The sequence below is a fragment of the Roseicyclus sp. genome (assembly GCF_052168335.1).
GTDB lineage: Bacteria > Pseudomonadota > Alphaproteobacteria > Rhodobacterales > Rhodobacteraceae > Roseibacterium.
The window spans coordinates 1-7,262 of the sequence record NZ_JBQLZP010000539.1 but is presented as its reverse complement, the minus strand read 5'-3'; the positions used below and the strand labels follow the sequence as shown (position 1 = coordinate 7,262).

Genomic DNA, 7,262 nt, shown 5'->3' with positions numbered 1-7,262 from the left:
GAGCCATTCGGGGAAGCTCTCGACCGCGTTCCGCACGAAACGTCGGTCGACCAGATCCTCGGAGACGAAGGCCGGGTCGAGATCGGCGAGGAAGGCCGCGTCGCCCGACACCACCGTCTCGCGCAGGTAGGTGACGGTCAGCGCGTCGGCGCTGGGGTAGGGCCAGGGCTGGAAGTCGATCCGCCCGTTGCCCCAGTCGGCATGGGTCAGCGCGCCGCTCGCGGCGTATTCCGCGCCGTCGTAGTGGGTCATCGCGCGTTCCACGACCTCGGCCGGTGCGGGCAGGTAGCCGCGGCCGTCGCGGCTGATCATGCGGGCCACCTCGGTCTTGTTCTGCGAGGCGTAGATCGCGCCGCGCACGACGGCGTTGGTCACGGCCTGCACCCATTCCGGCCGCGCGGTGATCGCCTCTTCGTGGGTGGCGACGACGCAGCAGGGGTGGTTCTTCCAGATGTCGCCGGTGAAGCGCAGCATCCGCGCGCCGGCCATCACCTCGCCGAGCGCGTTGAAGGGCTCGGCCACGATGTAGGCGTCGATCGAGCGGGCCGCGAGCGCGGGCGGCATCTCCGGCGGCGGCATGACCATCAGGTTGCACTCGTTCGGCGCCAGCGGCGCGGACTGGTCCCGGATCACCGGCGTGATCCCCGACTGGCGCAGCGCGTATTGCAGCACGATGTTGTGCATCGAGTACCAGAACGGCACCGCGACCTGCTTGCCGCCCAGCCCCGCGAAATCGGTGATGTCGGTGTGTTCGCCGACGACCACGCCCGACCCGTTGGTGTGCGCCCAGGCCAGCACCTTCACGGGGAAGTTGTTGTTGTAGCGCATCCAGATCGGGATCGGGTTCAGGAAATGCACGAGGTTGAAGCGGTTGGCGACGAAGCTCTCGATCAGCGGCGCCCAGCCCCGGATCAGGGTCGGGTCCTCGGCCTCGAGCCCTTCGTCGGCAAAGTAGCCGTTGGCATGCGCGACCAGCAGCGCGGTCGCGTCGGTGATCGGCAGGTAGCCGATGCGCACGATCTCGTCTTCCTGCGCGTAGGACATCCGGGGGAGCGACGACAGCAGGCCCGACAGGCCCGCGAAGAGGCCGCCCTTGCCCAGCACGCCGAGCGCGCCCCTGCGGGAATAGTCGCCGGCATAGGCGGCGCGGGCCCAGTCCAGTTCGGCGCGGCGCAGATCGTCATCGGTCATGGTGGCAACTCCTGTGCATGGGGGGAAGTCAGGCGGTCGTCTCGAACAGATGCGCGAGGCGCGCGTGCTCGGCCTCGAAGGCTGGGCTGTCGCGATGGCGTTCGGGGCCGGGGTCGAGCATAGTGTCGGTGACGATCCGGCCGGGATCGGGCGCCATGAGCAGGGCGCGGTCGGCCATGATGGCGGCCTCGGTGATGTCGTGGGTGACGAGGACGACCGTGAGGCCCAGATCCCCGGCGATGCGCCGCACGTCCTGCTGAAGGGTCCGGCGGGTGAAGGTGTCGAGCGCCGAGAACGGCTCGTCGAGCAGGAGGAGGTCGGGCTGCGTGGCCAGCGACCGGGCCAGCGCGACGCGCTGCTGCTGACCGCCCGACAGGTCCTGGACGTTCCGGTCGGCAAGGGCGCCGAGGCCCACCATCTCGAGCAGGGCGGGAACGCGCTCGGGGATCTCGGAGGTGCGGCGCGCGAAGCGCAGCCCGAGGGCGGCGTTCTGGGCCACCGTCATCCACGGGAAGAGCGACGGCGCCTGGAACATGACGACCCAGCGCGGCGACGGGCCGCGCACGCGGTTGCCGTCGATGTAGACGCCGCCCTGCGCAGGCTGCATCAGGCCCGCGATCAGGTGGAGAAGCGTGGACTTTCCGCAGCCCGAGCGACCGACAAGCGCCATGACCTGACCGGCGGGAACCTCGAAGTCGAGCCCGTCCAGGCAATTCGCCGCCGTTCCGCGATAGCGGTGGGACAAGGCCTCGATCCGGACATGCGCGCCGGACCTGGCGTGGCGTCCCGGCGCGGCCTTCGTCGAATCGAGCACCGGACGGACGGCTCCACGCTCGGCGGAGGTGGTGAACTGCGCGTGGTGGGTCATCGGCAACCTCTGCTGCGGGCGGGAACCGTTCTGTAGTCAGCGTCACGATACCGATCTGTTTTGTCTAATGCTCGCTGCGCTGCGACGGCGAAACACGCGGCTTCTGCCATTTGCGGCGCGAGAAGAGGCCTTGTTTGAGGTAAATTGCCGCTTTTCTGGGCGGAATGCGCGTGCCGCGCGCCGAATCTGGCGATGGACTCACACGAGAATCGGATACCGATCAGTATCTTTTCCGATGTCGGGCGCACGGCTTTTGCACTGGCGCGAAGCGGAAAGACCTGAAATAACGATACCGGGCAGTATGACCCTGCCCCGAGCAGCAGCGATCGAGCGCAGACGATGAACATCAGGTCGGAACCAGCGGACGAGGCCACTCCGGCCGACGCGCGAGCCCTCGTCGCCGACGACGAGCTCTGCCTCGGGGCCGGCACCGTCTGCTCGGCGCGGTATCGGACCACGACCTCCGACCGCGTCCTCGCCGCCGCCTCCTGGCTCTTCTGCCACCATGGGTTCCAGGCCACGGGCGTCGATGCCATCGCGCGGCGTGCGGGCACGGCGAAGACCTCGCTCTACAAGCACTTCGGGAACAAGGAGCAGCTGATCGAGGCCGTTCTCGAACGCGAGGGGGCCGCCTGGCGCAGCTGGTTCTTCACCGAGATGGGCAAGATCGAGGGCGGCCCGGAGGAGCGGCTGCTGGCGGTCTTCGACATTCTCGCGACGTGGTTCAGGGACCCGAACTTCTTCGGCTGCCCCTTCATCAACGCGCTCGGCGAATTCGACATCAACAACGCGCGCCTGCGCAGGCTTCTGGCGGCGCACAAGACGCATCTGAACGGCTGGATCGCCGCGCAGGCCGAGATGGCCGGGGCGCGCGACCCGCAGGCGATCGTCGCGCAGGTCACGCTGCTCATCGACGGCGCCATCGTGGCCGCTCAGGCCAGCGGCAATGCCGACTACGCCCGCCACGCCCGCGATCTCGCGGCCCTCCTGATTGCCGGGGCGAAGACCCACAAGGCCCGCCGGCTGCCCGCCTGAGACCCGGCACCGGGGCGGCTTCGCGGCGGGCCCACGGGGAGCCGCATCATCGCCCAGCTTCGAGACCGGACGCCCGGCAACGTGCGCAGCAGCCACGGCGACACGGTTTCCGGCGAGATTTGAAGGGTTTCCGGGAAGTGAATGGCAGCCCGTAGGGGAATCGAACCCCTCTTTCCAGGTTGAAAACCTGGCGTCCTAACCGATAGACGAACGGGCCGCGCTTGGCGTGGAGGGTGTCTAGAAAAACCCCGCGGCGGGTTCAAGGGGATTCTTGCGGGCGCCGCGCGATTTCCGCGGGTCGGGCTCAGCCCGCCCAGGCGGCATCCTCGAGGCAGAGCTGCACGCGCGTCCTGCCGTTCCAGTGGTTCAGTTCCACCCGCCCCGCGAGGTGGACCGGCCGGCCCTGGTGGGCCTGGAGCGCGTCGAGCCCGAGGCGCGCGGCGTCGAAGCAGATCGCGTCGAGGCTGACCGGGCCGCCGTCGGAGAAGGCGAGCTTCAGGTGGCTCTCGCCGACCGGCCGCGTCATCCTGATGCGCATGGCGGGGAAGGCGAAGCGCGGGGCGGGGGCCGAGGCGCCGAAGGGGCCCGCGGCCTCGATCCGCTCGACGAGGGCGGGCTCCGCCGCGGCGGGCATGAGCACCCCGTCGAGCCGGTAGTCGCCCGCGCCCCCCGTGCCCGCGCCCTGGCGGGCGAGGAGTTCCGCCAGGCGCGCCATCGCGGGCTCGAGCTGCGCCCGGCCGAGCGAGAGGCCCGCCGCCATCCGGTGCCCGCCGCCCTTCTCGATCAGCCCTTCGGCGGCGAGGCGCTGGATCGACGCGCCGAGGTCCACCCCCGAGACCGAGCGGCCCGAGCCCTTGCCGGACTCGCCGTCGAAGCCGATGACGATGGCGGGGCGGTTCGCGTGTTCCTTGAGGCGGCTCGCCACGATGCCGACGACGCCGGGGTGCCAGCCCTCGCCGGCGGCCCAGACCAGCGGTCCGTCGAGGCCGCGTGCCTCGGCCTGGGCCAGCGCCTCGTCGCGGACGCGGGCCTCGATCTCGCGGCGGTCGGCGTTCAGCGTGTCGAGCCTGCGCGCGAGCGCCATCGCCTCCTCCGCGTCGTCGGTGGCGAGCAGCCGCGCGCCGAGGTCCGCCTGCCCGATGCGCCCGCCCGCGTTGACGCGGGGTCCGAGCACGAAGCCGAGGTGGTAGGATGTCGGCGCCCGGTCGAGATGCGCCACGTCGGCGAGCGCCACGAGCCCCTTGCGCTTCCTGCGCCCCATCACCGTCAGGCCCTGCCGCACGAAGGCGCGGTTGACCCCCCGGAGCGGCGCCACGTCGGCCACGGTGGCCAGCGCCACGAGGTCGAGCATCGCCATGAGGTCGGGGCCCGCAACGCCCTCGGCCCGGAGCCTGCGGTTGAGGTCCACGAGCAGCAGGAACACGACCCCCGCCGCGCAGAGATGGCCGAGATCGCCCGGCTCGTCCTGCCGGTTGGGGTTCACCACCGCAACGCAGTCGGGCAGGTCCGCCTCGGCGAGGTGGTGGTCGAGGACGATGACGTCCGCACCCTTCGCCGCCGCGATCGGCCCGTGGCTGAGCGTGCCGCAGTCGACGCAGACGATGAGGTCGTGGTCGCGGGCGAGCGCGGCCATGGCGGGCGCGTTCGGTCCGTAGCCCTCGTCGATCCGGTCGGGAACGTAGAGCGTGGCGCCATGGCCCATCTGGCGGAGCCAGGTCAGGAGGAGCGCGGCCGAGGCGCCGCCATCCACGTCGTAGTCGGCGAAGACGGCGATGCGCTGCCGCCGCCTCAGCGCCTCGGCCAGCCGTGCGGAGGCCGCGTCCATGTCCTTCAGGACCGACGGATCGGGCAGGAGATCGCGGAGCGAGGGGGAAAGGAAGCCTGCGGCCTCCTCCGGCGCGACGCCCCGCCGGGCGAGGATCGCGGCGACGGCGGGCTCGAGGCCCGCGCGCTGGGTCAGGGCGGCGGCGAGGCGCTCGGCCTCCACGTCGGGGCCGACCCACCGGCGGCCGGTGATCGAGGCCTCAACGCCGAGAAACGCGCTGTCACTGTGGTCCCGGGGCATGGCTTCATCCTCGCTCCGGCCACAATATCAGGGGGTGGGTCGCGCGTCAGCCCCTGCATCTCGCGTTATCCACACGAAATCCCGGATCAGGGTGCCGCGTCGAGGAGCGCCGCGCTCCCGATCACCTCCGCGAACTCGCCGTGGAGATGGGAGAGTGCCGCGACGTGGATCTCCTCGGGGTCCATCGCGGGCAGGTCGGCGCGCCAGCCGGTATCGGCGTTCCGGGCGAAGGCCGCGCAGGCGTCGTGCGCGACCCGGGCGGAGAAACCGAGGTTCGCGGCCATCCGCGCGGTGGTCGAGACGCAGTGCGGCGTCGTCAGCCCGCAGATCACGAGGCGCTGGGCCCCGAGCCCCCGCAGGTGGCTCTCGAGTCCCGTCCCGATGAAGGCGGAGTTGACGGACTTCTCGAAGACGGGTTCGCGGCCCCGCGGCGCCACCTCGGACTTGAATTCGGTGCCCTTGCCGGAGAGCGGGCTGCCCTTCTCGGTCGAGACGTGGCGGACATGGACGACGGGCGCGCCCGCCCCGCGCCAGTGCGCGAGCAGCGCTGCCGCCCGCGCCTCGGCGTCGGGGTTGTTGCGTGGGCCCCAGGTCGGGGCGTCGAAGCCTGCCTGGATGTCGACGAGGACCAGCGCCGCCCGCGTCTCCATCTCAGCGCGGGTTGCGGTAGGTCATGCGCCGGACCGAGCCCGTCTTCGAGCGCATCAGGATCGTCTCGGCGGTCAGGTAACCGACCTCGCGCTTGATGCCGGGCAGGATCGAGCCGTCGGTCACGCCGGTCGCGGCGAAGATCACGTCGCGCGTCACCATGTCGTCGCGGGTGTAGACGCGGTTGAGATTGGTGATCCCGGCCTTCTTCGCGCGCGCCTTCTCGTCGTCGTTGCGGAAGAGGAGCCTGCCGAAGATCTGCCCGCCCATGCACTTGAGCGCGGCGGCGGCCAGGACCCCCTCGGGCGCCCCGCCCGAACCCATGTACATGTCGATGCCCGTCGAGGGCTCGGCGCAGTGCATGACGCCCGCCACGTCGCCGTCGGTGATGAGGCGGATGGCGCAGCCCGTGGTGCGCAACTCGGCGATCATCTCCTCGTGGCGCGGACGCTCCAGCACGCAGACGGTGATGTCGCGGGTCGAGCAGCCCCGGGCCGCGGCGAGGGCCGAGACCCGCTCGGCCGGCGACATGTCGAGCGTGACGACGCCGGGGCGGTAGCCCGGGCCGATGGCGAGCTTCTCCATGTAGACGTCGGGGGCGTGCAGCATCGAGCCGCGCGGCCCCATCGCGATCACGGTCAGCGCGTTCGGCATGTCCTTGGCGGTCAGCGTCGTGCCCTCGAGCGGGTCGAGCGCGATGTCGACCTCGGGGCCCTGGCCGTTGCCGACCTCCTCGCCGATGTAGAGCATGGGCGCTTCGTCCCGCTCGCCCTCGCCGATGACGACCACGCCCTTGATGTCGAGCTTGTTGAGCTGGTCGCGCATGGCGTTCACGGCGGCCTGGTCGGCGGCCTTCTCGTCGCCGCGCCCGATCAGCGTGGCCGAGGCCATGGCGGCGGCCTCCGACACCCGGGCGAGCCCGAGCGAGAGCATGCGGTCGTTGAAATCGGCGGGATGCGTCATGGGAAATCCTTCCGGTGCGGAAATGCTGGCATCGGTGTAGCCGCCGCCCCGCGGGCGGGCAAGCGCGCGGCTGGGACGGCTTGCGCTAACATGGCGGCCCGGGGCGGAATTGCCGGCAATTCCGCCCGGAAAAGCCGGCTTTTCCGGGCGCCCCGCCTCAGACGTCCTCGATGCGGAGGGCGACGGGCGCGGCCGCGACGACGCCGGTGCCCGGCAGCCCGGCGAGCGCCGCGTCGAGGTTCGGGCGCGCGGTGCGGTGGGTGACGATCAGCACGGGGGCGTTCGCGCCCGGGTGGTCGTACTGCCGCATCCGGTCGATGGAGATGCCGTTCTCGCCCAGCACCGTCGCCACCTTGGCGAGCGCGCCGGGCTTGTCCACGAGGTCGAGGCGCAGGTAGTAGCAGGCCGGGCTCTCGGCGTTCGCGGGCCGGGCGGGCGCGAGCGTCGCGGCGGGCTGGCCGAAGACCGGCAGGCGGAAGCCGCGTGCGATGT

General features: G+C 71.3%; 7 protein-coding genes and 1 tRNA gene. 1 reads left to right on the top strand and 7 read right to left on the bottom strand.

Going from position 1 to position 7,262, the window contains the following annotated elements:
• Both ACTS11_RS16545 and ACTS11_RS16540 read right to left on the bottom strand, forming a co-directional pair.
• Window positions 1–1,191, bottom strand: a 1,191-nt coding sequence (locus tag ACTS11_RS16545; RefSeq protein WP_442641401.1) for an ABC transporter substrate-binding protein, incomplete at its 3' end; no start/stop codon positions are given.
• A gap of 28 nt (window positions 1,192–1,219) precedes the next feature.
• Window positions 1,220–2,059 carry an ABC transporter ATP-binding protein gene (locus ACTS11_RS16540; protein ID WP_442641400.1) on the bottom strand — a complete coding sequence of 280 codons (840 nt, stop codon included), beginning with the start codon at window positions 2,057–2,059 and terminating at the stop codon, window positions 1,220–1,222.
• 339 nt (window positions 2,060–2,398) lie between these two features.
• Here ACTS11_RS16540 and ACTS11_RS16535 point away from each other — a divergent pair, with 339 nt between their 5' ends.
• Complete coding sequence (locus ACTS11_RS16535; protein WP_442641399.1) at window positions 2,399–3,094, top strand: TetR/AcrR family transcriptional regulator; 696 nt, start codon at window positions 2,399–2,401, stop codon at window positions 3,092–3,094.
• Between the two features lie 142 nt (window positions 3,095–3,236).
• Here ACTS11_RS16535 and ACTS11_RS16530 read toward each other — a convergent pair.
• From ACTS11_RS16530 to ACTS11_RS16510, 5 genes are all read right to left on the bottom strand, one after another.
• Window positions 3,237–3,311: transfer RNA gene (locus tag ACTS11_RS16530), tRNA-Glu, on the bottom strand.
• Between the two features lie 87 nt (window positions 3,312–3,398).
• Entirely contained in the window at window positions 3,399–5,159 is a 1,761-nt protein-coding gene (gene recJ / locus ACTS11_RS16525) for a single-stranded-DNA-specific exonuclease RecJ (protein ID WP_442641398.1), read from the bottom strand.
• An 86-nt stretch (window positions 5,160–5,245) separates the two neighbouring features.
• Window positions 5,246–5,809: a cysteine hydrolase family protein gene (locus ACTS11_RS16520; RefSeq protein ID WP_442641397.1), complete on the bottom strand. Its 564-nt coding sequence runs from the start codon at window positions 5,807–5,809 to the stop codon at window positions 5,246–5,248.
• 1 nt (window position 5,810) lies between these two features.
• Window positions 5,811–6,770 carry a class II fructose-bisphosphatase gene (glpX, locus tag ACTS11_RS16515; protein ID WP_442641396.1) on the bottom strand — a complete coding sequence of 320 codons (960 nt, stop codon included), beginning with the start codon at window positions 6,768–6,770 and terminating at the stop codon, window positions 5,811–5,813.
• Window positions 6,771–6,927: 157 nt separating this feature from the next.
• The coding region (locus tag ACTS11_RS16510) for an ACT domain-containing protein (RefSeq protein WP_442641395.1) at window positions 6,928–7,262 on the bottom strand (335 nt) is incomplete at its 5' end.